Annotated in this window: 24 protein-coding genes and 2 pseudogenes; 13 read left to right on the forward strand and 13 right to left on the reverse strand. The window is 58.6% G+C overall.

Annotated elements, in window-relative coordinates:
* Positions 1-20: 20 nt before the first annotated feature.
* From AD668_RS14760 to AD668_RS14785, 6 genes are all read left to right on the forward strand, one after another.
* A complete protein-coding gene (locus AD668_RS14760; protein ID WP_053159977.1) occupies positions 21-944 on the forward strand; it encodes a carbon-nitrogen hydrolase family protein in 924 nt (307 codons plus the stop codon).
* Positions 945-1,080: 136 nt separating this feature from the next.
* The gene (locus tag AD668_RS14765) at positions 1,081-2,745 is read left to right on the forward strand and encodes an AMP-binding protein (protein WP_053159979.1); all 1,665 of its coding nucleotides are present in this window, start codon (positions 1,081-1,083) and stop codon (positions 2,743-2,745) included.
* 16 nt (positions 2,746-2,761) lie between these two features.
* Complete coding sequence (locus AD668_RS14770) at positions 2,762-3,523, forward strand: SDR family NAD(P)-dependent oxidoreductase (RefSeq protein ID WP_053159981.1); 762 nt, start codon at positions 2,762-2,764, stop codon at positions 3,521-3,523.
* A 12-nt stretch (positions 3,524-3,535) separates the two neighbouring features.
* Entirely contained in the window at positions 3,536-4,729 is a 1,194-nt protein-coding gene (locus tag AD668_RS14775) for an acetyl-CoA C-acyltransferase (protein ID WP_053159984.1), read from the forward strand.
* A 137-nt stretch (positions 4,730-4,866) separates the two neighbouring features.
* Positions 4,867-5,994, forward strand: coding sequence for an acyl-CoA dehydrogenase (locus tag AD668_RS14780; protein ID WP_053159986.1), 1,128 nt, complete (start codon positions 4,867-4,869; stop codon positions 5,992-5,994).
* 120 nt (positions 5,995-6,114) lie between these two features.
* On the forward strand, positions 6,115-6,888 hold the full coding sequence (locus AD668_RS14785; RefSeq protein WP_053159988.1) for an enoyl-CoA hydratase: 774 nt from the start codon (positions 6,115-6,117) through the stop codon (positions 6,886-6,888).
* A 92-nt stretch (positions 6,889-6,980) separates the two neighbouring features.
* On the opposite strand, the gene AD668_RS14790 is transcribed toward AD668_RS14785, so the two are convergent.
* The 3 genes and pseudogenes from AD668_RS14790 to AD668_RS29490 all read right to left on the reverse strand — a co-directional run.
* The gene (locus AD668_RS14790; RefSeq protein ID WP_053159990.1) at positions 6,981-8,132 is read right to left on the reverse strand and encodes an acyl-CoA dehydrogenase family protein; all 1,152 of its coding nucleotides are present in this window, start codon (positions 8,130-8,132) and stop codon (positions 6,981-6,983) included.
* Between the two features lie 3 nt (positions 8,133-8,135).
* Complete coding sequence (locus AD668_RS14795) at positions 8,136-9,242, reverse strand: enoyl-CoA hydratase/isomerase family protein (RefSeq protein WP_053159993.1); 1,107 nt, start codon at positions 9,240-9,242, stop codon at positions 8,136-8,138.
* A gap of 157 nt (positions 9,243-9,399) precedes the next feature.
* A pseudogene (locus AD668_RS29490) lies at positions 9,400-9,543 on the reverse strand (LysR family transcriptional regulator); the annotation flags it as partial.
* A gap of 2 nt (positions 9,544-9,545) precedes the next feature.
* Between AD668_RS29490 and AD668_RS28810 the strand changes: the two are divergent.
* A pseudogene (locus AD668_RS28810) lies at positions 9,546-9,723 on the forward strand (agmatinase); the annotation flags it as partial.
* Between the two features lie 54 nt (positions 9,724-9,777).
* Here AD668_RS28810 and AD668_RS14800 read toward each other — a convergent pair.
* Positions 9,778-10,830: an aldo/keto reductase gene (locus AD668_RS14800; RefSeq protein WP_053159995.1), complete on the reverse strand. Its 1,053-nt coding sequence runs from the start codon at positions 10,828-10,830 to the stop codon at positions 9,778-9,780.
* Between the two features lie 175 nt (positions 10,831-11,005).
* Between AD668_RS14800 and zapE the strand changes: the two genes are divergently transcribed.
* The 3 genes from zapE to AD668_RS14815 all read left to right on the forward strand — a co-directional run bounded on the left by zapE (position 11,006) and on the right by AD668_RS14815 (position 13,331).
* The gene (gene zapE, locus AD668_RS14805; RefSeq protein WP_053160411.1) at positions 11,006-12,124 is read left to right on the forward strand and encodes a cell division protein ZapE; all 1,119 of its coding nucleotides are present in this window, start codon (positions 11,006-11,008) and stop codon (positions 12,122-12,124) included.
* A 15-nt stretch (positions 12,125-12,139) separates the two neighbouring features.
* Positions 12,140-12,721: a DinB family protein gene (locus tag AD668_RS14810; protein ID WP_053159997.1), complete on the forward strand. Its 582-nt coding sequence runs from the start codon at positions 12,140-12,142 to the stop codon at positions 12,719-12,721.
* A 118-nt stretch (positions 12,722-12,839) separates the two neighbouring features.
* On the forward strand, positions 12,840-13,331 hold the full coding sequence (locus AD668_RS14815) for a GNAT family N-acetyltransferase (RefSeq protein ID WP_053160413.1): 492 nt from the start codon (positions 12,840-12,842) through the stop codon (positions 13,329-13,331).
* A 129-nt stretch (positions 13,332-13,460) separates the two neighbouring features.
* On the opposite strand, the gene AD668_RS14820 is transcribed toward AD668_RS14815, so the two are convergent.
* The 3 genes from AD668_RS14820 to AD668_RS14830 all read right to left on the reverse strand — a co-directional run bounded on the left by AD668_RS14820 (position 13,461) and on the right by AD668_RS14830 (position 16,026).
* On the reverse strand, positions 13,461-13,670 hold the full coding sequence (locus AD668_RS14820; protein WP_053159999.1) for a hypothetical protein: 210 nt from the start codon (positions 13,668-13,670) through the stop codon (positions 13,461-13,463).
* Positions 13,671-13,907: 237 nt separating this feature from the next.
* Positions 13,908-15,644, reverse strand: coding sequence for a phosphoethanolamine transferase CptA (locus tag AD668_RS14825; RefSeq protein ID WP_053160001.1), 1,737 nt, complete (start codon positions 15,642-15,644; stop codon positions 13,908-13,910).
* 199 nt (positions 15,645-15,843) lie between these two features.
* Positions 15,844-16,026: a DUF6026 family protein gene (locus AD668_RS14830; protein ID WP_053160003.1), complete on the reverse strand. Its 183-nt coding sequence runs from the start codon at positions 16,024-16,026 to the stop codon at positions 15,844-15,846.
* A gap of 273 nt (positions 16,027-16,299) precedes the next feature.
* Between AD668_RS14830 and gnd the strand changes: the two genes are divergently transcribed.
* A complete protein-coding gene (gnd, locus tag AD668_RS14835; RefSeq protein ID WP_053160006.1) occupies positions 16,300-17,280 on the forward strand; it encodes a phosphogluconate dehydrogenase (NAD(+)-dependent, decarboxylating) in 981 nt (326 codons plus the stop codon).
* Positions 17,277-18,800 carry a glucose-6-phosphate dehydrogenase gene (gene zwf / locus AD668_RS14840; protein WP_053160008.1) on the forward strand — a complete coding sequence of 508 codons (1,524 nt, stop codon included), beginning with the start codon at positions 17,277-17,279 and terminating at the stop codon, positions 18,798-18,800. The genes gnd and zwf overlap by 4 nt, the downstream gene beginning before the upstream one ends.
* A gap of 118 nt (positions 18,801-18,918) precedes the next feature.
* Here the strand turns inward: zwf and nhaB are convergent, their stop codons facing one another.
* From nhaB to AD668_RS14855, 3 genes are all read right to left on the reverse strand, one after another.
* Complete coding sequence (nhaB, locus tag AD668_RS14845; protein ID WP_053160010.1) at positions 18,919-20,421, reverse strand: sodium/proton antiporter NhaB; 1,503 nt, start codon at positions 20,419-20,421, stop codon at positions 18,919-18,921.
* 77 nt (positions 20,422-20,498) lie between these two features.
* Complete coding sequence (locus tag AD668_RS14850) at positions 20,499-21,788, reverse strand: hypothetical protein (protein WP_053160012.1); 1,290 nt, start codon at positions 21,786-21,788, stop codon at positions 20,499-20,501.
* 273 nt (positions 21,789-22,061) lie between these two features.
* A complete protein-coding gene (locus AD668_RS14855; protein ID WP_053160014.1) occupies positions 22,062-22,328 on the reverse strand; it encodes a hypothetical protein in 267 nt (88 codons plus the stop codon).
* A gap of 344 nt (positions 22,329-22,672) precedes the next feature.
* On the opposite strand from AD668_RS14855, the gene AD668_RS14860 reads away from it, so the two are divergent.
* Complete coding sequence (locus AD668_RS14860) at positions 22,673-23,998, forward strand: sigma-54 dependent transcriptional regulator (RefSeq protein ID WP_053160016.1); 1,326 nt, start codon at positions 22,673-22,675, stop codon at positions 23,996-23,998.
* A gap of 55 nt (positions 23,999-24,053) precedes the next feature.
* Here AD668_RS14860 and AD668_RS14865 read toward each other — a convergent pair whose 3' ends face one another.
* Genes AD668_RS14865 through AD668_RS14875 form a run of 3 tightly spaced genes read right to left on the reverse strand, consistent with a single transcriptional unit; the run spans position 24,054 to position 26,846 of the window.
* The gene (locus AD668_RS14865) at positions 24,054-25,334 is read right to left on the reverse strand and encodes a hypothetical protein (protein ID WP_053160018.1); all 1,281 of its coding nucleotides are present in this window, start codon (positions 25,332-25,334) and stop codon (positions 24,054-24,056) included.
* A 46-nt stretch (positions 25,335-25,380) separates the two neighbouring features.
* A complete protein-coding gene (locus AD668_RS14870) occupies positions 25,381-26,133 on the reverse strand; it encodes a hypothetical protein (protein ID WP_053160020.1) in 753 nt (250 codons plus the stop codon).
* Between the two features lie 32 nt (positions 26,134-26,165).
* A complete protein-coding gene (locus AD668_RS14875; protein ID WP_053160022.1) occupies positions 26,166-26,846 on the reverse strand; it encodes a C39 family peptidase in 681 nt (226 codons plus the stop codon).
* Positions 26,847-26,858 lie beyond the last annotated feature (12 nt).

Below are 26,858 nucleotides of genomic sequence, written 5' to 3' on the forward strand. Positions count from 1 at the left end.
TCCCAACGGAGTTTTCCAAGATGCCCACATCCATTGTTGCCGCCCTGCAAATCGGTGCTTCGCCGGGCGGTAAAGCTGACACCCTGGACCAGATCCTGTCCTATGAAAACGCGATCGTCGAAGCCGGGGCCGGTCTGGTGGTGATGCCCGAAGCCCTGTTGGGCGGCTATCCCAAGGGTGAAGGCTTCGGCACGCAACTGGGTTATCGACTGCCCGAAGGGCGTGAAGCGTTTGCCCGATATTTCGCCAATGCCATTGACGTTCCCGGCATCGAAACCGAGGTGCTGGCCGGGCTGTCCTCGCGCACCGGGGCCAATCTGGTCGTGGGTGTGATCGAACGGGCAGGCAGCACCTTGTATTGCACCGCGTTGCATTTCGATCCACAGGCCGGGCTGGTTGCCAGACATCGAAAACTGATGCCCACAGGCACCGAACGGTTGATCTGGGGCAAGGGCGATGGCTCGACGTTACCGGTGATCGACAGCCAGGTCGGGCGAATCGGCGCTGTGATTTGCTGGGAAAACATGATGCCGCTACTGCGTACCGCGATGTACGCCAAAGGCGTGGAGGTGTGGTGCGCACCGACAGTGGACGAGCGGGAGATGTGGCAAGTCAGCATGCGCCACATTGCCCACGAAGGGCGTTGCTTCGTGGTCAGCGCCTGTCAGGTTCAGGCTTCGCCGCAAGCCTTGGGGCTAGACATCGCCAATTGGCCGGCGGACCGGCCACTGATTGCCGGCGGCAGCGTCATCGTCGGCCCAATGGGCGACATTTTGGCCGGACCGCTGCGCGATGGCTCCGGTTTGCTTACCGCCGAAATCGATACCGATGACCTCGTCCGAGCTCGATACGACTACGACGTGGTCGGGCATTACGCGCGTGCGGACGTGTTCGAGCTCACCGTCGACGAGCGCGCCAAACCCGGGGTTCGCTTCATCTCCTGACGCCTTGCGGGCTTTGGCCAAACCAGTCAGACAACTTGATAACTTAGACCATTGCCTGCCAACCCGCGCAGAGCGAGTATTTCCCTGTTGATTACGGTTCCCCCAACCTAATAAAAAACACAGAGGGATTCTGGCAATGCGCGATTACTTGTCTGCTACTTCTCAGTTCAACTATCAACACACCGTCGATGCTGCACTCGCCGGTGATCTGACAGCCCTCAACGCCTGTGTCGAATGTTGCGATCGCCATGCCTTGCCGGGCCGAATCGCCCTGTTCTGGGAAGGTCGCGACGGCGCCAGCGCGACTTACACCTTCACCGACCTGCAAGAAAAGGCTGCACGCTTCGCCAATTTCCTGCTCGCGCAAGGCGTGAAAAAAGGCGACAAGGTTGCCGGTCTCCTGCCACGTAATATCGAACTGCTGATCACCGTGTTCGCCACCTGGCGCATCGGTGCGGTGTATCAACCGCTGTTTACCGCGTTTGGCCCCAAAGCCATTGAGCACCGTCTGAGCAGCTCTGGCGCCAAAGTGGTGGTCACCGACGCGGTCAACCGGTCGAAACTCGCCGAAGTCGCCGATTGCCCGACCATCGTCACCGTCGCTGGCGCCAAAGGGCAGGGCATCGTGCGCGGTGATTTCAGTTTCTGGGCCGAACTGGCCAATTATCCTGCGACTTGCGATCCGGTGCTGCTGAGCGGCGAAGACCCCTTCCTGCTGATGTTTACCTCGGGCACTACCGGCCCTTCGAAAGCGCTGTCGGTACCGCTCAAGGCTATTGTCGCTTTCGAGAGCTACACACGCGACGCCGTGGATTTGCGTCCCGAAGACGCGTTCTGGAACGTCGCCGATCCGGGTTGGGCCTACGGCATCTACTTTGGTGTCACAGGTCCCATGGCCATGGGGCATCCGATCACCTTTTACGATGGTCCGTTCACCCTCGAAAGCACGTGCCGGGTGATCAACAAATACGCAATTACCAACCTCACCGGTTCGCCGACCGCGTACCGTCTGTTGATTGCCGGCGGCGATGAATTCGCCAAATCGATCAAGGGCAAACTGCGCATTGTCAGCAGCGCGGGGGAGCCGCTGAACCCGGAAGTGATTCGCTGGTTCGCCGACAACCTCGGCGTGGTCATTCACGACCATTACGGACAGACCGAACTGGGCATGGTGCTGTGCAACCACCATGGCCTGGAGCATCCGATTCATATGGGCGCCGCCGGTTTTGCTTCGCCCGGTCACCGCATCGTGGTGCTGGATGACGACTACAAGGAACTGGGTGTCGGCCAGCCGGGCATTTTGGCCATCGATCGCAGCCAGTCGCCGATGTGCTGGTTCGCGGGTTATGAAGGCGGGCCAACCAAGGCCTTCGTGGGTAACTATTACCTGAGCGGCGACACCGTCGAGTGGAACCCGGATGGCAGCATCAGTTTCGTTGGGCGCAGTGATGATGTGATCACCACTTCCGGCTATCGCGTCGGGCCGTTTGATGTCGAGAGTGCGCTGATCGAACACCCGGCCGTGGTCGAAGCCGCCGTCGTCGGCAAGCCAGATCCGGAACGTACAGAACTGGTCAAGGCTTTCGTCGTGCTCAGCCCGCAATACCGCGCTGCACCGGAGCTCGCCGAAGAACTGCGCCAACACGTGCGCAAGCGTCTGGCGGCGCATTCGTACCCCCGTGAAATCGAATTTGTCAGCGAACTGCCGAAAACCCCAAGCGGCAAATTGCAGCGCTTTATTTTGCGTAATCAGGAAATCGCCAAGGCTCAAGAGGCCGCCGCGAAGAACGTTTCAGCATGAATTCAAGGAAACAATGATGCAGATCGAGAACAAGGTTTTTATCGTCACCGGCGGGGCTTCCGGCCTCGGTGCAGCCACCGCTGAAGTGCTGGTCGCAGCCGGCGCGAAGGTGATGCTGGTGGACATGAACGCCGATGCGGTCGCGGCACAGGCCCAGCGCCTGGGTGCGCAGAGTGTTGTCGCTGACATCAGCAACGAAGCGGCCGCCGAAGCAGCGGTGCAGGCCACGGTCAAAGCCTTCGGTGGTCTCAACGGTCTGGTCAACTGCGCAGGTATCGTGCGCGGCGAGAAGATCCTCGGCAAGAACGGCCCGCATGCGCTGTCCAGTTTCAGCCAGGTGATCAACGTCAACCTGATCGGCAGTTTCAACATGCTGCGTCTGGCGGCGGCGGCAATCGCGGAAACCGAAGCGGACGCCGATGGCGAGCGCGGTGTGATCATCAACACCGCCTCGGCGGCGGCTTACGACGGCCAGATCGGCCAGGCGGCTTACGCGGCGTCCAAAGGCGCGATTGTCAGCCTGACGTTGCCCGCCGCCCGTGAGTTGGCGCGCTTCGGTATCCGTGTGATGACCATCGCACCGGGCATTTTTGAAACCCCGATGATGGCCGGCATGACACAGGAAGTGCGTGATTCTCTGGCCGCTGGCGTGCCATTCCCGCCGCGTTTGGGCAAACCGGCCGAGTACGCGGGGCTGGTCAGGCATATTATTGAAAACAGCATGCTCAACGGCGAGGTAATCCGTCTCGACGGTGCCTTGCGCATGGCGGCCAAGTAAGGAGGATTTGTCATGACTCAATCCAATGATCCAATTGTCATCGTCAGCGCCGTGCGCACCCCGATGGGTGGTTTCCAGGGCGAACTGAAAAGCCTGACCGCGCCGCAACTCGGTGCCGCGGCCATCAAGGCGGCGGTGGAGCGTGCCGGTGTTGCCAGTGATGCTGTCGATGAGGTGCTGTTCGGCTGCGTGCTGCCTGCCGGACTCGGCCAGGCCCCGGCGCGTCAAGCGGCGCTAGGCGCGGGGCTGGATAAATCGACCCGCTGCACCACCCTGAACAAAATGTGCGGTTCCGGCATGGAAGCGACCATTCTGGCCCACGACATGCTGCTCGCCGGCAGTGCCGACGTGGTGGTAGCCGGCGGCATGGAAAGCATGTCCAACGCGCCATACCTGCTGGACCGCGCCCGTGCGGGTTATCGCATGGGCCACGGCCGGGTGCTGGATTCGATGTTCCTCGACGGTCTGGAGGACGCCTACGACAAGGGCCGCCTGATGGGCACCTTCGCCGAGGAGTGCGCTGAAACCCACGGTTTCAGCCGTGAAGCCCAGGACGCCTTCGCCATTGCCTCGACCACCCGCGCTCAGCAGGCGATCAAGGATGGCAGTTTCAAGGACGAGATCGTGCCGCTGACCGTGACCGTCGGCAAAGAGCAGGTGACGATCAGCGATGATGAGCAGCCACCGAAAGCCAGGCTCGACAAGATTGCCACGCTGAAACCGGCGTTCCGCGAGGGCGGCACCGTGACGGCAGCCAATGCCAGTTCGATTTCCGACGGCGCGGCGGCGCTGGTGTTGATGCGCCAGTCGCAAGCGCAGAAACAAGGCCTGAAGCCACTGGCGGTGATTCACGGGCACGCGGCGTTTGCCGATACCCCGAGCCTGTTTCCGGTGGCGCCCATCGGTGCGATAAAGAAACTGCTGAAGAAAACCGGTTGGTCGCTGGATCAGGTCGACCTGTTCGAGATCAACGAAGCGTTTGCAGTTGTCAGCCTGGTGGCAATGACTCAGCTGGAAATCCCTCACGAGAAACTCAACGTGCACGGCGGTGCTTGTGCCCTGGGTCATCCGATCGGTACCTCCGGTGCGCGGATTATTGTGACCCTGCTCTCGGCCCTACGGCACAAAGGCTTGAAGCGCGGCGTGGCGGCGATTTGTATCGGCGGCGGTGAAGCGACGGCCATGGCCGTGGAATGCCTCTACTGACACGATTTCTGTAGGAGCGAGCATGCTCGCGATGAACTCGAGAGCACTGCGGGGAATCAGGCTTCCCGCGTCATCGTTGACGTCCATCGCGAGCATGCTCGCTCCTACAGGGTCCAAAATAATGTTAAGGAATAGTCATGCTTCCCAATGACGAACAACAGCAGATTCGCGACGCGGCCCGGGATTTTGCCCAGGAGCGCCTGAAACCTTTCGCTGCCGAGTGGGACCGTGAGCACCGATTCCCCAAGGAAGCCATCGGTGAAATGGCCGAACTGGGTTTTTTCGGCATGCTGGTGCCGGAACAGTGGGGCGGTTGCGACACCGGTTACCTGGCCTACGCCATGGCCCTGGAAGAAATCGCCGCGGGCGACGGTGCCTGCTCGACGATCATGAGCGTGCACAATTCGGTGGGTTGCGTGCCGATCCTGCACTACGGCAACGACGATCAGAAGGAACGCTTCCTCAGGCCGCTGGCCAGCGGTGCGATGCTCGGCGCGTTCGCCCTGACCGAGCCCCAGGCCGGTTCCGACGCCAGTGGTTTGAAAACCCGAGCCAGACTGAACGGCGACCACTACGTGCTCAACGGCTGCAAGCAATTCATCACGTCCGGCCAAAACGCCGGGGTGGTGATCGTGTTTGCGGTGACTGATCCGAGTGCGGGGAAACGCGGGATCAGTGCTTTCATCGTACCGACCGATTCGCCGGGCTACAAAGTTGCGCGGATCGAAGACAAACTCGGCCAGCACGCTTCCGACACCTGCCAGATCCTCTTCGAAGACGTAAAAGTGCCGGTGGTCAACCGTTTGGGTGAGGAGGGCGAAGGCTACAAGATCGCCCTGGCCAACCTCGAAGGCGGACGCGTAGGCATCGCTTCGCAGTCGGTGGGTATGGCCCGCGCCGCGTTCGAAGCAGCCCGCGATTACGCCCGTGAACGCGAGAGCTTCGGCAAGCCGATCATCGAGCATCAGGCTGTAGCGTTCCGCCTGGCCGACATGGCGACCCAGATCGCCGTGGCGCGGCAAATGGTGCATTACGCGGCAGCGCTGCGTGACAGCGGCAAACCGGCACTGGTCGAAGCCTCCATGGCCAAGTTGTTCGCCTCGGAAATGGCGGAGAAGGTATGCTCTTCGGCGCTGCAGACCCTCGGCGGCTACGGTTACCTCAACGACTTCCCGTTGGAGCGGATCTACCGCGACGTCCGGGTCTGCCAGATCTATGAAGGCACCAGCGACATTCAGCGCATGGTCATTTCGCGCAATCTCTAAATTGGAACACCCGTAGGAGCTGTCGCAGGCTGCGATCTTTTGACTTTGGCTTTCAAGATCAAAAGGTCGCAGCCTGCGGCAGCTCCTACGGGGATTGAATGTTTATCAGGAGTCATTTATATGAGCTACGAAACGATTTTGCTGGAAACCCATGGCCGCGTCGGCCTGATCACGCTCAACCGTCCGCAAGCGCTGAACGCGTTGAACGCGCAGATCATCGGCGAACTGAACCACGCTCTTGATGGCCTGGAAGCCGACTCGAACATCGGCTGCATCGTGCTCACCGGTTCGAAGAAAGCCTTCGCCGCCGGCGCCGACATCAAGGAAATGGCTGAACTGACTTACCCGCAGATCTACCTCGATGACCTGTTCAGCGACAGCGATCGCGTGGCCAACCGCCGCAAACCGATCATCGCGGCGGTCAACGGTTTTGCCTTGGGTGGGGGCTGTGAACTGGCGCTGATGTGCGATTTCATTCTGGCCGGCGACAACGCCAGGTTCGGTCAGCCTGAAATCAACCTTGGCGTGCTGCCAGGCATGGGCGGCACTCAACGTCTGACCCGCGCTGTGGGCAAGGCCAAGGCCATGGAAATGTGCCTGAGCGGACGTTTGATCGATGCGGTGGAAGCGGAACGCTGCGGCATCGTCGCGCGTATCGTGCCGAGCGATGAGCTGCTGGACGAAGCCCTGAAAGTCGCGGCATTGATCGCCAAAAAATCGTTGCCGATTGCGATGATGGTCAAGGAAAGCGTCAACCGTGCATTCGAAGTGAGCCTTTCCGAAGGCGTGCGTTTCGAACGCCGGGTGTTCCATGCGGCGTTTGCGACGCAGGATCAGAAAGAAGGGATGGCGGCGTTTATTGCCAAGCGCGAGGCGGAGTTCCAAGGCAAGTAATAGGATTACATCAAAAGATCGCAGCCTTCGGCAGCTCCTACAGGAGAACGCGTAACTCTGTAGGAGCTGCCGAAGGCTGCGATCTTTTGCGTTTACACCAGATAATTCTTCAGTTCGCGGGCAATCACCATCCGTTGAATCTCGCTCGACCCTTCATAAATCTGCGTGATCCGCGCATCCCGGTAGTACTTCTCCACTGGATAATCTTCCAGATAGCCGTATCCGCCATGAATCTGAATGGCGGACGAACACACCTTCTCGGCCATTTCCGAAGCAAACAGCTTGGCTTGTGAGGCTTCCGACAGGCATGGTTTGCCGGCCGTGCGCAGGCGCGCGGCGTGCAGGATCATCAACCGTGCAGCGTTCAATTGCATGTGCATGTCGGCCAACAGGTTGGCGATGCTCTGGTGTTCGTTGATCGGTTTGCCAAACTGCACGCGGTCGCGAGAGTAGGCCAGCGCCGCTTCAAATGCCGCCCGTGCGATGCCCAGCGCTTGTGCGGCGATGCCGATGCGGCCACCTTCAAGGTTGGACAGTGCGATGGCCAGGCCTTTACCCCGCTCGCCGAGCAGGTTGGCCTCGGCAATAGTGCAGTTATTCAGGGTCACGGCGCAGGTATCGGAAGCGCGGATACCCATTTTGTGTTCGGTACGATCGACAATGAAACCGGCGGTGTCCGTCGGCACTAGAAACGCCGAGATACCGCGTTTGCCCAGATCCGGGTCGGTCACGGCAAACACAATCGCCAATTTCGCCCGCTTGCCGTTGCTGACGAATTGTTTGGCGCCGTTGATCACCCACTGCCCGTCGCGCAGTTCGGCGCGGGTACGCAGATTGTGCGCCTCGGAACCGGCCTGGGGTTCAGTCAGGCAGAAGCAGCCGATGACCTGACCGCTGGCCAGATCCGCCAACCAGGTCTTTTTCTGTTCTTCGCTGCCGTAGTTCATCACCGGCCCGCAGCCGACGGAGTTGTGGATGCTCATGAACGCGCCCGTTGCGCCGTCGCCGGCGGAAATCTCTTCCACCGCCAGGGCATAGGCGACGTAGTCGACGTAAGTGCCGCCCCATTCCTCGGGCACCACCATGCCCAGCAGACCCAGTTCGCCCATTTTTGCCACGAGCGCGTCGTCGATCCAGCCGGCTTTTTCCCAGGCTTGGGCATGGGGTGCGATTTCGCCACGGGCAAAGTCCCGGGCCATGTCGCGGATCATGACTTGCTCTTCGCTCAATTCGATATCGTGCATGCCTCAGCTCCCGCTCTGGTCAAACCCGCTGAAAAAACTCGCCACGTGCTCGGCGTCCAGCGCGTCGAGGGTCGGCGGGTTCCAGCGTGGCTGCTTGTCTTTGTCGATCAGCAAGGCGCGCACACCTTCGATCAGGTCGCCGCGCTCGAACCACTGGCGGTCCAGGTGCAGCTCAAGGGCGAAGCACTGTTCAAGGGACAGCTCGCGTCCGCGACGGAGCATTTCCAGGGTCACGCCCATGGCCAACGGCGAACGGGTGGCCAGCAGTTCGACGGTGGTGATCGCCCATTCACGGCTGTCGGCTACCGTGACCTGGCGCAATTGATCCACAATACTCGGCATGTCGGGCTGGGCGAAGAAGTGGTCGATGGCCGGACGCAACGCACTCAGCGGTGCATCGGGCAGTTGTTGTACGGCGAGCTTGGCCAGCAGGCCTTGCAGGTCCTTGAGCGGCGTGTCGTGCCATTGCAGTTGATCGAGGAGCTCGTCCAGCGTGCCCAGTTTGTCACTTTCCAGATACCAGTCGGCCAGGCCGCAATACAGCGCATCGGCCGCACGGATTTGCACGCCGCTGACGCCCAGGTAAATCCCCAACTCACCGGGGATGCGCGGCAGGAAATAGCTGCCGCCGACGTCCGGGAAATAGCCGATGCCGACTTCCGGCATCGCCAGGCGGCTTTTCTCGGTAACCACCCGCAAGTCCGCGCCCTGGACCAGACCCATGCCACCGCCGAGGACAAAACCGTCCATCAAGGCGACCACGGGTTTGCGGTAGTGATGGATAGCGAGATCGAGGGCGTATTCCTCGACGAAGAAATCTTCGTGCAGGGTGTCGCCGCTTTTGAAGCTGTCGTACAGCGAACGGATATCGCCGCCAGCGCAAAAGGCTTTTTCACCTGCGCCGCGCAGAACCACTGCATGCACCTGCGAATCCTGAGCCCAGGTGTCGAGTTGACGGTGCAGGTTGCGCACCATGTCGAGGGTCAGGGCGTTGAGACCGGCGGGGCGGTTGAGGGTCAGATGACCTATGTGGTTGCGAACTTCGGCCAGCACTTCATTTTGCGTGGCATCCATGGACTGCGCCCCCTTCGATAGAACCTGAGCAGTCATCACTAACTCCCTGCTTTTGTTGTTTTTAAGCCCGCGCGCGAGCGATAGCGGATCGTATCAGTGCAAATTTGCCTTGTACAACCCGGATAAGTGCAGGTTGTCTGTGCATTTATGCATGGCTAATTCCGGCACGGGTTCAGCCTGGACCGCGGTGTCTTCAGATAAACGCCGCCAGCAAATCCTCTTCGAATGCCTTCTGCGCATCCCCTGGGAAGTGACTGGGCACGTAGCCGACATGCTTGCCGGAAAGAATGAATGCGAGGGTGCCTTCGACCTGTTCCGAGCGCGCCGAACACAGCTTGCGGTGTCGATGCGATTGTCGAGGCGATTCGGGCGCGGGTCGGGGACAACCCGGTGTATCTGACGTTTGATATAAGTAGCGCCCGCTTACGACAGCGCGGAGATCACGTCACTTGCAGCAGCAACTTTGGCGATGGAGATGCTGTGTTTGTACGCGGCTAAACACAAGGTCGATCGGTAAGACTCGGTCTACATGTGGGAGCGAGCACAGTCGCTCCCACAGGATTGATGGTTGTCAGGCCACTGGAATCAACGGCAAATCGAGAGTGACCCCTCCACTGAATCGCGCCGCCGAACCCGCGATGGATTCATGCGGTACACCTTGGTCCACATCACTGACCGCATCCAGCCGCGCCAATTGCTCAATACTCATCTGTACATCCAGCGCACCCAACGTCGCGTCAAGTTGCTCGCGGGTGCGCGAACCCAGGATCGGAATCAGTGCCGTGGTCGAGCGTTTGGCCTTTTCTCGAAGCCAGGCGATGGCGACGTGGGTCGGGCTGGCGTCCAGTTCGGCGGCGACGCCGAGCAAGGTGTCGAGCAGGGCGGTTTCACGGGCGCCTTTTTCGGCGTGGATCAGCATTCCGAGTTTCGTCGCGCGGTTATCGCCTTCGCTGTTGCGATACTTGCCGGTGAGAAAGCCACCACCCAGTGGTGACCACAACGTGGCGGCCAGACCCAGGGCTTCGGCCATCGGCAGTTGCTCCCGTTCGGCGGTCCGCTCGGCGAGGCTGTACTCAACCTGGATGGCGGCAATCGGCGCAAAGCTTTTGACTTCGGCCAGCAAGTCGGCGCGAGCGATGCGCCAGGCCGGGAAGTTCGACAGCCCGGCGTAATGAATCTTGCCGGCGCGTACCAGATCGTCGAAACCGCGCAGGATCTCGTCCATCGGCGTAACGCCGTCGCTCATGTGCGCCCAGAACAAGTCGATGTGATCAGTTTTCAGACGTCTGAGGCTTTCTTCGACGGCGCGAATCATATTCTTGCGATTATTGCCTGTGTGGGAAATACCGGCTGCGGGAGTCGTCCCGAGGGTGTATTTGGTAGCTATCACCAGGCTATCCCGTTCTTCTGCGATGAACTCGCTGAGCATGGTCTCCGATTGCCCGCCTTGATAGCCGTTGGCGGTGTCAATGAAGTTGCCTCCTGCTTCCAGATAACCCTCAAAAATGCGCCTGGCTTCGTCGCGCTCGGCACCGTGGCCCCAACCGGTGCCGAAGTTACCGGCGCCCAGCGCCAGTTCGGAAACACGCAAACCGGTCTTACGGCCGAACACTTTGTAATGCATGGGATGGCTCCTGGGGATAGGGATTGATTTAGATGCCTAGCGACACGTATTAAATATTATGCGTATAATATATTCCGTCAAGACGCTTCGTCACGCACCCGACCACTGGCGCTGACAGAGGTACAACCGGCACGGTGTTGCACTTGTGTTGATGGGCGATGGCATACTGCCGCCCATGACTATCGACTCCCCCCTCAGCGCCTGGCAGCAGGCCATCGAACAGAACGGCTTCGTCCAGGACGAAGCTCAGGAACACGCCGTCTGGGCGCTGCACAAATGCCACGAAGCCTTGCATGCCGGACACTCGCCTATCGCTGGCGTTTACCTCTGGGGCCCGGTCGGGCGCGGTAAGACCTGGCTGATGGATCAGTTCTACCAAAGCCTGCGGGTCTCGGCCCGGCGACAGCACTTTCACCATTTCATGGGTTGGGTGCATCGACGCTCGTTCCAGCTGACCGGCATCGCCGACCCCCTGAAGGCACTGGCCCGGGAATTGAGTGAAGATGTGCGCGTGTTGTGCTTCGACGAACTGTTCGTCAATGACATTGGCGACGCAATCATTCTCGGGCGCTTGTTTCAGGTGATGTTCGAGCAGGGTGTGGTAGTGGTCTGCACCTCGAACCTGCCGCCGGATCAGTTGTACGCCGACGGTTTCAACCGCGACCGCTTCATGCCCGCGATCACCGCGATCAAGCAGCACATGCAGGTGATCGCGGTGGACGGCGGGGAAGACCATCGCCTGCACCCTGGCGCCGGTTCGCAACGTTACTGGGTGGCAGAGCCTGGGCAGGATTGCGCTCTGGAGGAGGTGTTCGCGGCGCTGACCATCGGCCAGACGTTGTCCAGCGAGCCGATCAAGGTTGGTTATCGCTCGCTCGATGTAATCAAGGCCAGCCCCAGTGTTCTATGGACCCGATACTCCGATCTCTGCGAGCAACCTTTCGCCGCCATGGATTTCATGGCCCTGTGCGACACCTACAGCGCTATCCTGTTGAGTGAGGTTCCCAATCTCAGTGCGCAAAAACGTGCCGGACGCATTGCCCGTGGGACTGAGGACGGTGTCGAACGAGTGGAGGCGGGGGATCGCGAGTTGCCGCAGTTGTCGGTGCATGACGACGGTGTGCGGCGCTTCATTGCCCTGGTAGACGAGTGCTATGACCGCAAGGTGCCGTTGTACCTGGAAGCCCAGGTGCCGATGGCCTCGCTCTACACCGAGGGTTATCTGGAGTTTCCGTTCCGCCGCACCCTGAGTCGGCTACAGGAAATGCAACTGCAACGGTTCGCCCAAGCGTGATCCGCGGGAGGGAAGATGAATCAGCCTCTGTCGCACCATTTGCTGACCATGGCCTATCAGAACGCCTGGGCCAATCATCGTCTGGCCAAGGCCTGGAAACCGTTGAGTGCCCAGGAGCTTGCAGCGCCCAGGGTCAGCTTCTTCCCCAGCATCCGCGCCACCCTCAATCACATCCTTTCCTGCGACTGGTTTTATGTGGACGCGCTGGAGCGTGAATTGCGCGGGGACGATCCGCATCCTGATTGCTACGTGTTTTTCAGGGAAGACGAGCCGTTTACCCAGGCCTCGGACCTTGCGCGTGAACAGGCCCAGGTTGATCGTCGCCTGATTGCCTACTGTGAACAAATGCGCGATGCCGACCTCGGCAAAATTGTGACGATCGCCCGTGATAATCCGCAACACGACAGCCGTTTGCGCCTGTTGTCGCACCTATTCGAACACCAGATCCATCATCGTGGTCAGGTTCACGCCATGCTCAGCGGTACTTCGGTGAAACCGCCACAACTCGATGAGTTTTTCTGTGCCGGTGAATCGCACCTGCGGGCGGCTGACTTTGCCGAACTGGGCTGGACCGAAACATTGATCTGGGGCGCTTGAGCGTCAATTATTTTCAGCGCAGCTGATTGTCGGCCATACCGCGCTCGCGTTATGGTCGCGCGGCACTCCGGCACGACCTGCGCGTCGGGGGCTACTTCATGTGTTGTCGAGGATGGAAATGGATTGCGCAGAAATTCTTGTGCTTCAGGCCAGCTACACAAATCCTGTGCACGCCGAAGCGATTTGCCTGGTATTGAACCACTACGCCGAGGATCCGATGGGCGGCGGCCAAGCCTTGCCGGCCGATGTGTTGGAGCAGTTGCCTGGCGAGCTAGCCCGACGACCCCATGCCTTCAGTGTGTTGGCGTTTGTCGGTGGTGAGCCGGCCGGACTGGTCAATTGCTTCGAAGGTTTTTCGACGTTTGCCTGTCGCCCATTGGTGAACGTGCACGATGTGTCGGTGGTGAAGAAGTTTCGTGGCCTGGGCTTGAGCCAGCGCATGCTGCAAAAGGTCGAGGAAATTGCCCGTCAACGCGGTTGCTGCAAGCTCACCCTGGAAGTGCTGGAAGGCAATGCTGTGGCCCAGGCCTCCTACGAAAAAGCCGGTTTTGCAGCAGGCATGTTCGACCCGACCCATGGCCGGATGCTGTTTTGGACCAAGGCCCTCTGAATTAGCGCCCGGCGTCTGCAGGAGCGAGCTTGCTCGCGATGGTTATTAATGATTACGCGTGCTTATTGATTAAACACATCGTTCTTTCGTCCATCGCGAGCAAGCTCGCTCCTACACAAGGCCCCAGGTTCACTTCGGCCGATAGGTTTCAGTCATTTGCGCGGTTTGATCGTCCGGGACCTTCAGTTCATTGCTTTGGACGGGATGGCCCAGGGCTTGCTGCTGGGCGAGTCGCAGGCTTTCGAAGTAATAACGCATGCGTTCTGCGCCACCTTCGGCAAAAGCGCTGGTTGAACTCAAGGCCATCAGGCCGGCGAGAATCAATGTGGTGCGTTTCATGGTTTGCCTCCCACTACAGGTGTCGGATGCCTTTCGTCCATGAACCAATGATCAGTGTCGAAAAGGCATTATCCGCCGATTCCGTGAAATGGGAATTAATTGACAAAGTCCTCCGTAGGAGCCGGCTTGCCGGCGAAGGCACCTTTAAGTCCTGCATCGATATGGCTGATGCCTTCGCTGGTAAGCCAGCGCCTGCAGACAGCATGAAAAAGGGGCCGGAACCGGCCCCTGAAAGGATTACTGCTGAACTACCGCAGGTGCAACTTTGGGCTTCATCAGGCTGAAGTCGATCAAGTCTCGCTGCTGGCGCTCATAAGGGTTGCCGATCAGCAACGGCCGTACCTTGAAGCTATCGCTGACCAGACTCTTGCTGCGATCAAGTTCATCGAAGCTCAGGCCTGCCAGGTCTGCCCATGTATGGATCAGGTGCGAGCTGCTGTAAGGGCGTGAAACATCGCCGGTGACGTTCCAGCCGTGGGTTTCACGCCATTTCGGCGAGGCCCAGGTGATGAATGGAATGGTGTACATCGGCGCTGTCGGCTTGCTCTCGTTACGACCCAGGGTGCTGTGGCCAACGGAATCGAACACGTCTTCGCCGTGGTCCGAGAGGTACAGCAAAAAGCCGTTCGGATCGGACTTGGCGTAATCCTTGATCAGGCTGGACACCACGAAGTCGTTGTACAACACGGCATTGTCGTAGCTGTTGTACGTCGGCACCTGGTCGTCACGCACACCGGCCGGTACACCCGTGCGGTCCGTGAACTTGTCGAAGCTCGAAGGATAGCGGTACTGATAGCTCATGTGCGTACCCAGCAGATGCACGACGATCAGCTTGCGCGGTGCGGCATCGGCCAGGGCCTTGTTGAAGGGCTCGATCACGTCGCCATCATACTGGGCCGCGTTCTGGTTGCGATTGTTGTTCAGGTACACCTGCTCGTCGGCTTGTTCGGAGAAGGTGGTGAGCATGGTGTTGCGCTTGGTCATGGTCTGCTGGTTGGTGATCCAGAAGGTCTTGTAACCGGCCTGTTTCATCATGCTGACCAGCGACGGCGTCGACAGGTAGAGGTCCGGCTTTTCCTCGTCGGCAAAGGTCAGAACCTGCTGCAGCGCCTCGATGGTGTACGGGCGCGGGGTAATGACATTGTCGAAAACGTCCAGCTGCCCTTTGAGCTTGTCCAGTTCCGGCGTGGTTTGACGTGGATAGCCGTACAAGCTCATGCGCTGACGGTTGGTGGATTCACCGATCACCAGCACCAGGGTTGCGGGCTGGTTGGCCATCGCATTTTTGAGGTTGTGCAAGGGGGCAATCTTGCTGGCACTGGCGAGCATGTCCTGCATGTTGGCCAGTGTGTCGAGGTAGCGGTGATACGCCACGGCCATCTGCCAAGGCACGGCCGGTTCGATACGTGTTTCGAACTTCTCGAAACCCTCGGCAAGACTGCCTGTACGCATCGTGTGCTTGACCAGCGGGTAACCGACCACGCCCACCACGATAGCTGTCGCAGCCAGCAGCGCTTTGCCTCGTGGGAGGTAAACCGGGCGCAGGCGAGTCCACAGGAACCATGCAAATGCGGTGTGGGCGAGGAACGCGAACACCATCCACCAGGCAAAGTACTGGGTCATGTACTCGCCAGCTTCAGACACATTCGACTCGAACATGATGAAGATGACGCTCTGGGAGAATTCCTGCTGATAGATGAAGAAGTAACCCAGGCTGGCCATCGAACAGGCCCACAGCACGACCCCGATGACAGCCGCCATGACACGGGTTTTATTGGGGAACAGCAGCATCGGTGCCAGCCAGATGGCGCTCATCACGAAGGCCTGGCGGAAGCCGGTGAAACCGGAAGTGCCCGTCAGTTGAATCAGCAGTTGGGTGATCCCGGAGAAATACCAGAAGAACACGAACAACCAGATTAATCCGGCCCAATCGAAACCTTTCGCAGTCGTCTTGCTGCGTTTAAACACATTCATTCAGCGCTCCAGCCGAGAAAATACTTCCGCCGCCGGACGTTAAAATTCGCGGACGAGGAATAGGGGTCGTACGATAGACGAACGACCATAAACACGTAAGTATCGGAAAACAGATGTAAAAATTTCGTGAGTTGCCGTAAGCGGCAGCGCAGGTGCAGGAGGGAAGCAGCGTAGGCTGCTTCCGGATCAATCGGCGGGATCAGGCGTGCGGGGCGCTTTGAATCACAATTACAGGTTGGTTTTGGTTGCCTTGCAGCAGCAATCGCAATTGCGCCAGTTCCTGCTTCAACTGGTCGCGCTCGTCTTTCAACTGGCGCAGTTCATCGCGACGGATGGTGACGTAAAGGGTTTGTGCTGGCAGTGCGGTGTGTACTGTGCCCATTGCTCACCTCGCAAATGGCGTGTCTCAACTGTAGAACCGCCTCGAAATCAGCGGTTGAACTACTATCGGCGCCAATTTTGATTTCTTTTGCCCCTGAAGGGAACTTTTTTATTTTTCAATGTCGTTGTGTCTTGGGCTTGATTCCCGACGTTATCAGTCTGAATCGGGCACAATGCCCGGAAACTTCATCCCGGCGCTCTGGACTAAGCTTCATTAGTCGCGTTGGGCTATACCTTTTGACACACTTTTATTTGTAGTAGGGAGCATCAGCACATGCAACTCGGGATTATTGGACTGGGCCGTATGGGCGGCAATATTGCGCGGCGCCTGATGCTCAACGGACACACGACCGTTGTTTATGACCGCAATACCGCCTTCATCGAAACCCTGACCGCCGAGGGCGCAACCGGTGCGCCAGACCTGCCAGCCCTGGTCGCCGGTCTGACCGCACCGCGGGCTGTCTGGGTCATGCTGCCGGCCGGCGCGCCGACGGAAGAGACCATCGACACCTTGAGCACTTTGCTCGAAGCCGGCGACACCATCATCGACGGTGGCAACACGTTTTATAAGGACGACATTCGCCGGGCGAAAACCCTCGCGGAAAAAGGTCTGCACTACATCGACGTCGGTACGTCCGGCGGCGTCTGGGGTCTGGAGCGTGGTTATTGCATGATGATTGGCGGTGACGCCGGGACGGTCAAGCGTCTGGACCCGCTGTTTGAAAGTCTGGCCCCGGGCATGGGCGACATCCCTCGAACCAAGGACCGCAAATCCGACGACGATCGTGCCGAGCGTGGCTACATCCATGCCGGTCCAGCGGGCGCCGGGCATTTTGTGAAGATGATCCACAACGGCATCGAGTACGGAATGATGCAGGCCTTCGCTGAGGGCTTCGACATCCTCAAGACCAAAAACAGCGAAAAGCTGCCGCAAGACCAGCGTTTTGACCTGAACGTGGCTGACATCGCCGAAGTCTGGCGTCGTGGCAGCGTGGTGTCTTCGTGGTTGCTCGACCTGACGGCCGATGCCTTGGCCAGCGATCCGAAACTAGACGGTTTCTCCGGTTCCGTGGCCGATAGCGGTGAAGGTCAATGGACCATCGAAGCCGCCATGGAGCAAGCGGTGCCGGTGCCGGTACTGTCTAACTCGCTGTTCTCCCGCTACCGTTCGCGTGGCCAAGGCTCCTTTGGCGACAAGGTGCTCTCGGCCCAGCGCTTCGGCTTCGGCGGCCACGTGGAGACCGCGAAAAAATGACCCACCCGATCCGCAGAAAATCCAGGCCTGAACCCGCGCCGCCGACCACGCTGTTCCTGTTCGGCGCCCATGGTGACCTGGTCAAGCGCTTGCTGATGCCGGCGCTGTATAACCTGAGTCGCGACGGTTTGCTGGGGGATGGACTGCGGATCATCGGCGTTGACCACAACGCCATCAGTGATGAAGGCTTTGCGAAAAAGCTCGAAGACTTCATTCGCAACGAGGTGGCCACCAAGACCGGCAAGGGCGATCAAGCCCTTGATCCGGCGGTGTGGGCCAAGCTCGCCAAGGGTATCAGCTACGTCCAGGGCGACTTTCTGGACGACAGCACTTATCAAGCGCTGGCGGCAAAAATCGCCGACAGCGGAACCGGTAACGCGGTGTTCTACCTGGCCACCGCGCCGCGTTTCTTCAGTGAAGTGGTGCGCCGTCTCGGCAGCGCAGGCTTGCTGGAGGAAACCCCAGAAGCCTTCAGAAGGGTGGTGATCGAAAAACCATTTGGCTCCGATCTGCACACGGCCGAAGCCTTGAATGCTTGTTTGCTAAAGGTAATGACGGAGAAACAGATCTACCGAATCGACCACTATCTGGGCAAGGAAACCGTGCAGAACATTTTGGTCAGCCGGTTTTCCAACAGCCTTTTCGAGGCGTTCTGGAACAACCATTACATCGACCACGTGCAGATCACCGCCGCCGAAACCGTCGGTGTGGAAACCCGTGGCAGTTTTTACGAACACACCGGTGCATTGCGGGACATGGTGCCCAATCACCTGTTCCAGTTGCTGGCGATGGTGGCCATGGAGCCGCCTGCCGCTTTCGGCGCCGATGCGGTGCGTGGCGAAAAAGCCAAGGTGGTGGGTGCGATTCGTCCCTGGTCGGTCGAGGAGGCCAAGGCCAATTCAGTGCGCGGGCAATACACCGCCGCAGGGCTCGATGGCAAAACTCTGGCGGGCTATCGCCAGGAAAACAACGTGGCGCCTGACAGCAATACCGAAACCTATGTGGCCCTGAAGGTCATGATCGATAACTGGCGCTGGGTCGGCGTACCGTTCTACCTGCGCACGGGCAAGCGCATGAGTGTGCGCGATACCGAGATCGTCATCTGTTTCAAGCCGGCACCGTATGCGCAGTTCCGCGATACCGAGGTGGATGAGTTGCAACCGACCTATCTGCGCATCCAGATCCAGCCGAACGAAGGCATGTGGTTTGACCTGCTGGCCAAGCGGCCGGGCCAGGCCCTGAAGATGGACAACATCGAATTGGGTTTTGCCTACAAGGACTTCTTCGAAATGCAGCCGTCCACCGGCTACGAAACCCTCATCTACGACTGCCTCACGGGCGATCAGACGCTGTTCCAGCGTGCCGACAACATCGAGAACGGCTGGCGCGCCGTTCAGCCGTTTCTCGACGCCTGGCAGCAGGACTCCAGCGTGCAGGGCTATGCGGCGGGTGAAAACGGTCCCCGGGCCGGTGAGGAGTTGCTGGCTCGTGACGGTCGTGCCTGGCATCGGCTCGGATAACACCCATCCCCCTGTAGAAGCGAGCTTGCTCGCGATGTGGCAATGACAGTCAACGATGATGTTGAATGTGCCGCCGCCATCGCGAGCAAGCTTGCTCCTACCGTTGAATTAGAGGGGGTTACAACCAGTAACTCACTGCATACCAGCCCAATGTACCCATCACCACGGTGTACGGCAGCGCCATCCACACCATCCGCCCATAAGACAGACGCACCAGTGGTGCAATCGCCGACGTCAGCAAAAACAGAAATGCCGCCTGACCATTGGGCGTCGCCACGCTCGGCAGGTTGGTGCCGGTATTGATGGCGATGGCCAGGGTCTCGAAATGCTCGCGGGTCATTTCACCTGCCAGGAAGGCGCGCTTGACTTCGGTGATGTAAATGGTTGCCACGAACACGTTGTCGCTGATGGCCGACAGCAAGCCGTTAGCGATAAACAGCATGCCCGGTTGCTGGTCCGCCGGCAGTGCCAGTACCCACTGGATCAAGGGCGTGAACAGTTGCTGATCGTGAATGACTGCCACCACGGCGAAAAACACCACCAACAAGGCAGTGAACGGCATGGCGTCCTTGAATGCAGAGCCCAGGCGGTGTTCGTCGGTGATGCCGGTGAAGGCGGTGATGAGGACGATCACCATCAATCCGATCAGGCCTACTTCAGCGATGTGAAACGCCAGGCAGGCAATCAGTATCAACGCCGCCAGACCTTGCACGATCAGCGCTGCTCGCTGGCGTGTAGTGCGTTCGGCATTGTCTTCGGCCGCGTAGTTGCCCAGCACTGTCCGCACGTTGTCAGGCAGTAGTGTGCCGTAACCGAACCAACGCAATTTTTCCAGCAGGATGCAAGTCACCAGGCCGGCGGCGAGTACGGGAAGGGAAACCGGTGCAACCTGGGAAAAGAACTCGGAGAAGTGCCAGCCCATCTCATGGCCGATCAGCAGGTTTTGGGGTTCGCCAACCAACGTGCAGACACCGCCCAGCGCGGTACCTACCGCGCCATGCATGAGCAGGCTGCGCAGGAATGCCCGGAACTGTTCGAGGTCGCCATGATGCAGCGTGGGTAATTCCTGGTCGTCGCTGTACTCGCTGTCCTGGCGCGGATCGTTGCCCGAAGCGACCCGGTGATACACCGAGTAGAAGCCCACGCCGGCGCTGATGATTACGGCGGTTACGGTCAAGGCATCGAGAAACGCCGACAGGAACGCGGACAGGAAACAGAACATCAATGCCAGCAGCGTCTTGGAGCGAACCCCGAGCAGCAGACGCGAAAACAGGTACAGCAGCAGGTCTTTCATGAAGTAAATGCCGGCCACCATGAACATCAGCAGCAGGATCACTGGAAAGTTGTGCAGCAGTTCGTCATACAGTGCCTGGGGCGTCGTCATCTTCAGCAGCAGGGCTTCAATCAACAGCAGACCGCCAGGCATCAACGGATAACACTTGAGCGCCATGGCCAAGGTGAAAATAAACTCCAGCACCAGCAGCCAACCTGCAGCAACCGGGCCAACGGTCCACAGTACCAGGGCGTTGAGGATCAGGAAGCCGACGATACAGGCCTTGTACCAGCGCGGTGAGTTCCCGAGAAAATTGTGCGCGAACGCCTGGGCCATTGAACCGGACATCGGTTGCTCCTTGTTTAAGAAGCGCGCAAGTTGCCGCAAGCGGCTCAGAAGATCAAGCGAACGTGCAGTGTCGGTATTTATCCAAAAAAACGTGCGATGACAGCTTTGTAGGTGCCATCGAGGGAATAACCGGCCACCACGATGTTTGAGTCGGCCTGCGCAGTGATGGCGGTGGCCGTGTCCAGGCTGCGGCCCAAACGGGTCCGTGTCCAGCCGCGGCCGTCGCCAAAGTCGCCATCGAGCAATCCGTCGGGCAGGTATCGACCAACAATGAAATCGGCCTCGACACCGCCAATGGTGGATCCCGCCGTCAATACGGTGCCGTCCGGTTGCACTTGGGCGCAGGTCCACTGGCAGCCGCTGTGGCCGATTTCCAGGCGCTGAGGCTGGCCGGCGTTGCAATGGTTGTCAGCACGACCGTTACTGTGAATTTTAAACGTGAGGCAGTGCATCGGGTCACGGCTACTGCCAAAACACAACACATCACCGTTATCCTGCTGCACCACCTGACTGACTTGCGCGCTGTGACCTTGCGCCTCGAAGGTCAGGAAACCATCCACCGAGAAACTCTCATCCAGGCGACCCTCTGCGTCGTAACGCGCCAGCAGGCCTTCCTGGGGAAAGTTGATTGAACCTGCGACCAGAATTCGGCCGTCGTGTTGTACCCGCAAACTGCTGAGCCAGGTATTCATCAACAAGTGCCTGACGATGACAAACCCGTGCCCATTGAACGAACTGTCCAGCGAGCCTTCGACGTCGAGCCGTATCAACAGACCGACGTGGTCGGCCAATTCGAAGTGATGGTTGGCCAGCAGCAGGATTCGACCGTCTTCCTGAACGCCAACATCACAGGCTTCTGCGCCAGGTACACCTGGTGGCAGCCAGGCATCGCGCATGCCCAGGGAAAGACCGCCAGGCAAACGCACGACACGGCGGCCGTTGTCACCAAAACGCTGTACCAGGCACCCCTGCTGATCGATCAATGCCAGGGCCGGGAGTGTACGGTGGGCGTTTTCGTACTGCAGGCCGGCCAATAGAAGGTTTCCGTCAGGCAGTACATGAACCTTGGCGCCCATGGCTTCGAAGCCCGCCTCGAACTGCCCTATGACACTGCCTTGCTTGCCAAACGACAGATCCGCCGAACCATCGTCGAGCAAGCGGGCCAGGCCGAAATGGCTTCCGTTCCGCATGCCGACCTTCGCGGCCACCAGCAGGCGTCCTTGTGCATCAATCGCGACCCCATTGGCGATGCTGGATAGACTGCCGGCGAAATAGACCTGGGTTCTGCCGTTGCCGGCAAAGGTTGTATCGAGTTGCCCGGCATTCTGAAGTGTGATCGGAAGTGCAATAGCAGACTGGATTGACATGCACGCATCTCCTTGCGAGTCGTCCAGGTTCCGGAAGTTTGGTGGCGACTTATAAGGAAAACATTCAATCCTTGAATGACCGGATGCACAACTGTCGAAACAAACAGACGGAGAGTCGTTGTGTGCCACAACAATGTCTTTGCGAACCAATGCCAAGCTTGCCAAGAAAGCAGGTTTGCGAAACTTCGATCAGACGGGAACCAATAGCTGAAAACTCAGCTAATAAATGAAGAGGGAAGCTGCGGATTACTCCAAAGTAATCCGCAAGACAAGTTAGTGCGGCATTGACCAGGACAGCAGTGTATATCCTTCTTCGCTTAACTCGGCGCGAGCCTGTTCCAGCAGGTGCTCCAGTTGCGCAGGATCGGTGTAGGCGCTACTAGGGATCTGCTTGCGGCCGATGCTGGTGCTCGTGCGGTCGATAACCGTTAGCGTGAGTTCGCCATTCCCGTCCTGGGGAGCCCAGGCTACGCATTTGAATGGTTTAAATGCGCGGTCGGCAATCAAAAGAGCTTCGTTGATACGGAGCGGGGCGTTCATAGGGTCTTCTCTCTGTATGCCCAATCAGTGCCGCGCCGTCGGTTGGGCTTACCGTTCGGCTGGTTACTTGTACTGATGCCCGCAACCGGGGGGCGGGTCACACATAATTTAAAGAAATTTCATCTTTCTTTCGTTAATCAGGGTATTGGGCTGATAGTGAAAGCTAAACGAAAGGAAGGACCTACTTAGCTAACTAACATTTTTTGATTTCTTATAACTGTTTTTGTAAGACCTCTATAGTCAAACGGTACAAGACGCCGTCAAATTCTTGCTAACGTTACAGCCAGGTCCGCCAAATGACTGTTTTTTATATATTTTCGAAAATTTGGCGCCAAGGAACAGTCATGAGCGACGCGCCTGCATTACGACGTTTGTTAGTAGTGGATCCCTGCGACGACTGCCATCGTTTGTTACCGGGATTACGCTCGGTGGGTTGGGATGTAGATAGCTGTACGCTGGAACACGCGGCCGACCGCACATGCGACGTAGGGTTGTTACGTCTGCAACCCTTTCATCTCGAGCATCCGGATGCCGTCAAAGAATTGATCAGTCGGAGTAATACCGAGTGGATCGCTGTACTTAACCAGGAAGTCTTGCGCCTGCAAAATGTCGGGGATTTCGTTTGCGAGTGGTTTTTCGATTTTCATACCTTGCCATTCGATGTCTCCCGGGTACAGGTCACACTGGGCCGGGCCTTCGGGATGGCGCGGTTGCGGGGGCAGGGTACGGTTCACATCGATCAGCCAGAGCACGAGTTGTTGGGCGACAGCAAGCCTATCCGTGAATTGCGTAAACTGCTGAGCAAGCTGGCGCCCACTGAATCTCCGGTATTGATTCGGGGTGAGAGCGGCACCGGTAAAGAACTGGTCGCGCGAACCTTGCATCGTCAGTCCCAGCGTCACAACAAACCATTTGTCGCGATCAACTGCGGCGCGATTCCCGAACATCTGATTCAGTCCGAGCTGTTTGGTCATGAAAAAGGCGCTTTTACCGGCGCGCACCAGCGCAAGGTCGGGCGGATTGAAGCGGCCAATGGCGGCACACTGTTTCTCGATGAAATCGGCGACCTGCCGCTGGAACTGCAGGCCAATCTTCTGCGTTTCCTCCAGGACAAGCACATCGAGCGGGTGGGTGGCAGTCAACCGATTCCCGTGGATGTGCGGGTGTTGGCCGCGACTCACGTTGATCTGGAGGCCGCGATCGCGAAAAAATGCTTCCGCGAAGATCTGTACTATCGCCTGAACGTGTTGCAGGTTGCGACCGCACCCCTGCGTGAGCGCAATGGTGATCTGTTAATGCTGGCCAACCATTTTTCCCATTTCTACAGTCATGAAACCGGGCGCCGTCCGCGCAGCTTCAGTGAGGACGCGTTGCTTGCCATGGCCAAGCAAGAGTGGCCGGGTAATGTTCGCGAGCTGGCCAACCGCGTCCGTCGGGGGTTGGTGCTGGCCGAAGGCCGTCAGATCGAAGCACGAGACTTGGGGCTGATCAGCCATCAGGCGGTTGCCACGCCGATTGGTACGCTGGAAGACTATAAACACCGGGCAGAGAGGCAGGCTTTGTGCGATGTACTCAACCGTCATAGTGATAATTTGAGCATCGCGGCCAAAGTGCTCGGGATTTCCCGGCCTACCTTCTACCGTTTGTTGCACAAGCATCAGATACGTTGAACGATTGGAGGATAAAAAAACCCGCTCAAAAGCGGGTTTTTTTTGGGGTTCCGAACTAGAAGTAGTATGGAAATTTCAGGCTGAAGGAAAAGTCCGGCGAATCGTCGGTCAGGCCGATGGCCAGGTTGGGAACGATGGTCAGGTTGTCGGTGGCCGCCAGGGTCATGCCGATGTTGAAGTTGGCCGAGTTGTAATCGCTGTTGGAAATCGATTGCCACTCGCCACCGTCCGGCTTGATCTTGCTCTTGCGGGCGAACTGGTCGGTGAACGAGAACGACATACTCATCTTCTCGTTCAAGGCGAACGCAATGCCGGCGCCGACCTGCCATGAGTCGCCGAGCTTCACGTCCCCGGGCACTTTGGAGTTGACCTGCGGGCTGATGTCGCTGAAAGAGTCTTCCATGTTGAAGGTGTAGGCCAGGCTGCCGAACAGCACGGCAGGGTCAAAGGTCTTGACCAGCGAGATACCTGGGGTGATCGCCCAGACACCATTGCCGGTAGGCAAATCTTCGGGCACCGCGAGGTTGTCGTTGGTCGGGTCACTCACCAGTTTGATGCCGTAAGGGTCATCACCGGTCGGCGCCTTGACGCGCAGGGTCGCGACCGCGTCGGGCCAATTGGTCGACTCATCCATGAACTTGTAGGCAACGCCAACGTTCACATCGCCGATGGTCGGGTCGCGGGTAACGCTTGCGTCTGACGTGACCGGACCGGCACCACCGGCACCGCCGGAGGAATACGTCGATTCGCGATACACCACAGGGACGTTTATGTCGAACTGCCAACGCTGCGCCACGTTGTAGCGAGCGGTCAGGTCCAGCGTCCAGTTGTCGGCCTTGATGCGGTCGAGGTTGATGTTGCCCAGAAAAATAGAGTCCAGCGCCAGGAAGCCATTGAGCGTCAGCGCGCGAGTATCGTAATGCGTGTAGGTCAGGCCGGTTTCGACGCTGAACTTGCCGCCACCGAAGAAGCCGCTCGCTTCGTCGTACAGGTTGGAAACGCTTTGCGCCGGTTCCGAATCATCCTTGAGCGACTGGCCGTATGAACTGCCGGTGGTTCCCGGCGCACCGGCGGCCACCGCCTGGCCCCCTCCGGTTGTTTCGGCAGGGGATTTGGTCAGGCGTTTGGGAGCGGGTGTCGCAGGTGTCTCTTCGACTTGCCGAACGCGCTGTTCAAGTACCATCAGCGCGTTCTGTTGTGCTTCGTAACGCTGTTTCAACTCCATGAGTTCTTGTTTTAGTGCTTCGACCTGGGGGTCCGTTGCTGCGTAAAGCAATGTGGCCGGGGCCAGGCTACTCAAACAAACGATAGCTCTGAACGTAAAAGATCGGTGCATGTGTTAGCCGTCCCTTCTGACTACATATGATGAGACTGAGCGTAGATCAGAATCCGGAAGTGCGAAGACCTCTAAGCTGGTCCAGATTGCCGTTCAGCGATCCGCCGGTCGGCACGTTGTCACGCAGCACGACGTTGAGGGACGTAAGGTTGCGGACCTGGTTGCCACCGCCGAGCAACGTCGTGTTCTGCATCAGCCCACCCTGGGCCAGGCGTTGTACGGTGCTGCCCTGATTGTTGTTGGCGACGATGTTGAGTTGCACGCCGGTACCGGTCGAAGAAACGCTCAGCGAGCCCGCGCCATTGGCGCCGACCAGCGTCGAGTTTGAGGTCAATGCCTGACCCTGCGGTTGTACCGCTGGCGCTTGGCTGGCCTTTGTGACGTTGATATCAACATCGTTGTAGGCAATGTTGTTGTCACCGGCAGCGCGCACCACTTGTGTGACGCCTTCGGTGGTATTGAGGCCGCTGCCGCCAGTAACGGTACCTGTGCCCGTAACGGGACCTTGCGAGCGCGCTGAGCCATTGGTTTTTTCGTCGATCATCGACACATAGAACTGGGGCTTGATGGTCGATTGTTGAATTTGCATCGAGGACGTAGCCCCGATCACTTCACCGTTGGCATTTTGCCAGGTGCTGGTCATGGCGATGCCGAAGCTGATAATCCGTCCCGGCATGACATAGCGGCCGCGCAGGAGTGACAGTTCCTGATCGTTCAGCTCAATGGGTTTCAACGTTTCTGCATGGATCGGCAGGCTGGCGGCCGCGCAGATTAAGGCTAGCCAGATTGGAGTCTTCATTGAATGCTCCCGGAGCGTCGTGCTCCTTATTATTAGAAAAAGTCGCTTTGGATGAATCCGAAGTCCATCAACTCTGAGTCTTGCACCGGGCTGAAAGCGTTGACGCGGTTCCTGGCGGTCAGTGGCAGGGGCGGGTCGAGCAACGCATTGTTCTTGTCGTAGCCCTGGCCGATGACGGCAAAGACGATACCGTTCCAGCCTTTGACAAAGTCTTGGACTTTGTAGCGTTTATGACCGAGGACCGGATCCCCGATGTAGACCCAGTCGTTATGGACTCTTTGCATGACTACAAAATGTTTGTAGCCACGGATGTCCAGAAGTACCACGACCGGAATTTTGATTTCGTTCAACGTTTGTGGCGCTACCCGGTAGCCACGGGCACGCATGCCGATGCTTTCCACATAACGCTTCATGTCGAGCATGGAAAAGCCCTGGACACGGACCAGATCATGATCTGAGTGTGCCAGCATGCCTTCAATGATCTGTTCTTCGTCGACGTCAAGCCAATAGGCTTGGCGCAATACGGTCGCCAGCGCAGCCGCGCCGCAACTGAAGTCGGTTTTCTGTTGCACCAGGTCGGAAAATTTACGCTCGCGTATGCTCTGGATCGGCTTGTACACCACAGCGCCGCCCGGCAGGACGGACAGTGGCATTTGTGCAGCCTCGACCACACTGGCCACGCAAAGCAAAAATGCCAAGGCGATGATGCGCATGGGCGGATGCCT

It is taken from the genome of Pseudomonas sp. P1.8 (genome assembly GCF_001269805.1).
Classification (GTDB): domain Bacteria; phylum Pseudomonadota; class Gammaproteobacteria; order Pseudomonadales; family Pseudomonadaceae; genus Aquipseudomonas.

What these genes read in the sequence shown, in the direction of transcription:
- AD668_RS14760 (WP_053159977.1), top strand. Translation starts at nt 21, where the DNA reads ATGCCCACATCCATTGTTGCCGCCCTGCAAATCGGTGCTTCGCCGGGC.
- AD668_RS14765 (WP_053159979.1), top strand. Translation starts at nt 1,081, where the DNA reads ATGCGCGATTACTTGTCTGCTACTTCTCAGTTCAACTATCAACACACC.
- AD668_RS14770 (WP_053159981.1), top strand. Translation starts at nt 2,762, where the DNA reads ATGCAGATCGAGAACAAGGTTTTTATCGTCACCGGCGGGGCTTCCGGC.
- AD668_RS14775 (WP_053159984.1), top strand. Translation starts at nt 3,536, where the DNA reads ATGACTCAATCCAATGATCCAATTGTCATCGTCAGCGCCGTGCGCACC.
- AD668_RS14780 (WP_053159986.1), top strand. Translation starts at nt 4,867, where the DNA reads ATGCTTCCCAATGACGAACAACAGCAGATTCGCGACGCGGCCCGGGAT.
- AD668_RS14785 (WP_053159988.1), top strand. Translation starts at nt 6,115, where the DNA reads ATGAGCTACGAAACGATTTTGCTGGAAACCCATGGCCGCGTCGGCCTG.
- AD668_RS14790 (WP_053159990.1), bottom strand. Translation starts at nt 8,132, where the DNA reads ATGCACGATATCGAATTGAGCGAAGAGCAAGTCATGATCCGCGACATG.
- AD668_RS14795 (WP_053159993.1), bottom strand. Translation starts at nt 9,242, where the DNA reads ATGACTGCTCAGGTTCTATCGAAGGGGGCGCAGTCCATGGATGCCACG.
- AD668_RS14800 (WP_053159995.1), bottom strand. Translation starts at nt 10,830, where the DNA reads ATGCATTACAAAGTGTTCGGCCGTAAGACCGGTTTGCGTGTTTCCGAA.
- zapE (WP_053160411.1), top strand. Translation starts at nt 11,006, where the DNA reads ATGACTATCGACTCCCCCCTCAGCGCCTGGCAGCAGGCCATCGAACAG.
- AD668_RS14810 (WP_053159997.1), top strand. Translation starts at nt 12,140, where the DNA reads ATGAATCAGCCTCTGTCGCACCATTTGCTGACCATGGCCTATCAGAAC.
- AD668_RS14815 (WP_053160413.1), top strand. Translation starts at nt 12,840, where the DNA reads ATGGATTGCGCAGAAATTCTTGTGCTTCAGGCCAGCTACACAAATCCT.
- AD668_RS14820 (WP_053159999.1), bottom strand. Translation starts at nt 13,670, where the DNA reads ATGAAACGCACCACATTGATTCTCGCCGGCCTGATGGCCTTGAGTTCA.
- AD668_RS14825 (WP_053160001.1), bottom strand. Translation starts at nt 15,644, where the DNA reads ATGAATGTGTTTAAACGCAGCAAGACGACTGCGAAAGGTTTCGATTGG.
- AD668_RS14830 (WP_053160003.1), bottom strand. Translation starts at nt 16,026, where the DNA reads ATGGGCACAGTACACACCGCACTGCCAGCACAAACCCTTTACGTCACC.
- gnd (WP_053160006.1), top strand. Translation starts at nt 16,300, where the DNA reads ATGCAACTCGGGATTATTGGACTGGGCCGTATGGGCGGCAATATTGCG.
- zwf (WP_053160008.1), top strand. Translation starts at nt 17,277, where the DNA reads ATGACCCACCCGATCCGCAGAAAATCCAGGCCTGAACCCGCGCCGCCG.
- nhaB (WP_053160010.1), bottom strand. Translation starts at nt 20,421, where the DNA reads ATGTCCGGTTCAATGGCCCAGGCGTTCGCGCACAATTTTCTCGGGAAC.
- AD668_RS14850 (WP_053160012.1), bottom strand. Translation starts at nt 21,788, where the DNA reads ATGTCAATCCAGTCTGCTATTGCACTTCCGATCACACTTCAGAATGCC.
- AD668_RS14855 (WP_053160014.1), bottom strand. Translation starts at nt 22,328, where the DNA reads ATGAACGCCCCGCTCCGTATCAACGAAGCTCTTTTGATTGCCGACCGC.
- AD668_RS14860 (WP_053160016.1), top strand. Translation starts at nt 22,673, where the DNA reads ATGAGCGACGCGCCTGCATTACGACGTTTGTTAGTAGTGGATCCCTGC.
- AD668_RS14865 (WP_053160018.1), bottom strand. Translation starts at nt 25,334, where the DNA reads ATGCACCGATCTTTTACGTTCAGAGCTATCGTTTGTTTGAGTAGCCTG.
- AD668_RS14870 (WP_053160020.1), bottom strand. Translation starts at nt 26,133, where the DNA reads ATGAAGACTCCAATCTGGCTAGCCTTAATCTGCGCGGCCGCCAGCCTG.
- AD668_RS14875 (WP_053160022.1), bottom strand. Translation starts at nt 26,846, where the DNA reads ATGCGCATCATCGCCTTGGCATTTTTGCTTTGCGTGGCCAGTGTGGTC.